Raw genomic sequence first — 2,189 nt, 5'->3', positions numbered from 1 at the left:
GCCCAGCACGGACATGATGGCGGCAGCGAGCAGGGTATTGAGCTTTTTCATCATTTCATTCCTTGTGTGTGGCATGTCGTACGTTATTAACGATTGCTTTTGTTATCGATCATCACGGCAAGCAAGATCACGCTGGCCTTGGCGATCATCTGGTAATAGGACGATACATCGAGCAGGTTGAGGGCGTTGTTGAGGAAGCCGATGATCAAGGCACCGATCAGGGTCCCCATGATGCGGCCCTTGCCCCCCATCAGGCTGGTACCACCCAGCACCACCGCAGCGATGGCATCCAGCTCGTAACCCATGCCCGCAGTGGGCTGGGCAGAGGAGAGGCGAGAGGTAACGATAAGCCCTGCCAGTGCCGAGAGTGCGCCGCACAGACCATACACCGCCAGCTTCACCCGATCCACATTGATACCTGAGAGGCGGGTCGCAGATTCGTTACCGCCCAGGGCGTAGATGTAGCGACCGAGACGGGTGTGGTTGAGCATGAACCAGGCGAGCAGGAAGACGATGGCCATCAGCCAGATGGGCACTGGCAGACCGAACAGGTAACCGGTACCGAGCCAGGCGAATTGATCGGCGCCGTCACTGAAGCCAGTGGAGATGGGACGCCCTTCGGTATAGACCATGGTGAAGCCGCGCAGGGCGGTCATGGTGACCAGGGTGGCGATGAACGCCTGCACCTTGCCCTTGGCAATGATGAGGCCGCTGACACCGCCAAGCAGGGCACCGGCACCCAGGGTGAGGGGCACCACCAGCCAGATCGGCAGCTCCATGGCGACCATGGTGGCCGCCAACGCGCCGCACAGGGCCAGCACCGAGCCGACCGATAGATCGATACCGGCGGTGAGGATAACCAGTGTCATGCCGACGGCCATGATGGCGTTGACCGAGGTCTGGCGCAGGATGTTGAGCAGGTTGTCGGCGGTGAAGAAGTTGGGGCTCAGGAAAGAGACCACACCAATCAGGACCAGCAGCGCGACCAGGGATTTGTTATCGATCCACCACGCCTTGCTCATGACGCCACGGCGGGAAAGGGTTTGGGTTGTCATTGGGATGCCTCTTGCTCTGCTTGCCACTGTTTACCGACTGCCGCTGCCATCAGCTTCTCCTGATTGGCATCGCGGGTGTTGAACTCTGCGCTGATGCGCCCTTCGTGCATCACCATGATGCGATCACTCATGCCGAGCACTTCCGGCATCTCGGAGGAGACCAGAATGATGCTCATCCCCTCCTTCTTGAACTGGTTGATCAGCTGATAGATTTCCTTTTTTGCCCCCACGTCGACGCCGCGGGTCGGCTCGTCGAGGATCAGCACCTTGGGCCGGGTCAGCAGCCCCTTGGCGATGGCCACCTTCTGCTGATTGCCGCCGGAGAGCAGCTTTATCAGCTGATCCTGACTCGGGGTCTTGATGTTGAACAGGCGCACATAGTCGCTCACCGCCTGCCGTTCGGCCTTGCCGTCGATCTTGCCGTTGCTGATGAACTCGTCGAGAGCGCAGAGACTCATGTTTTCGCGCACCGACAGCTCCAGCACCAGGCCATCCCCCTTGCGATCCTCGGAGATATAGGCGATGCCTGCGGCCAGACCATCGGCCGGGCTTTTGGGCACCAGAGCATGACCGTCCACTGCCACTTCACCGGCACTGATGGGGCTGGCGCCATAGATAAGCTTCATCAGCTCGGTACGGCCGGAACCCATCAGGCCGCTAAAGCCCAGAATTTCCCCCTGACGCAGGGAGAAGCTCACCCCGCGCACGCCGGGACCGGCCAGATCCTTCACCTGCAGGCTGACGGGGCCGAGCTCGCGCTCAAGACGCGGGTACTGCTCTTCCAGACGGCGACCCACCATCATCTCGATGATCTTGTCCTCATCCAGATCGCTCACCGCCTTCTCGCCGATCCACTTGCCATCGCGCAGCACGGTGACCCGATCGCAGATCTCGAAGATCTCCTTGAGGCGATGGGAGATATAGACGATGCCGCAACCCTGCTCACGCAGCTCGCGGATAACCTTGAACAGCTGCTCGGTCTCGGTATCGGTCAGCGCATCGGTCGGCTCGTCCATGATGATGACGCAGGCTTCGAACGACAGCGCCTTGGCAATCTCCACCATCTGCTGTTCGCCGATGGAGAGATCTCCGAGCCGGGTATCCGGCCCATGCTTGACGCCAAGTCGCGCCAGC

The 2,189-nt window shown here is 60.5% G+C and carries 2 protein-coding genes; both read right to left on the bottom strand.

From position 1 onward, the window contains the following. Nucleotides 1–86: 86 nt before the first annotated feature. Nucleotides 87–1,055, bottom strand: a complete 969-nt coding sequence (rbsC, locus tag LD28_RS0111785) for a ribose ABC transporter permease (RefSeq protein ID WP_033137163.1) — start codon at nt 1,053–1,055, stop codon at nt 87–89. Then, the coding region (locus tag LD28_RS0111780; protein ID WP_033137162.1) for an ATP-binding cassette domain-containing protein at nt 1,052–2,189 on the bottom strand (1,138 nt) is incomplete at its 5' end. The genes rbsC and LD28_RS0111780, both read right to left, overlap by 4 nt.

This window comes from Aeromonas finlandensis, assembly GCF_000764645.1.
GTDB lineage: Bacteria > Pseudomonadota > Gammaproteobacteria > Enterobacterales > Aeromonadaceae > Aeromonas > Aeromonas finlandensis.
The sequence above is the reverse complement of the archived record's forward strand: the minus strand, read 5'-3'. Positions and strand labels throughout refer to the sequence as shown.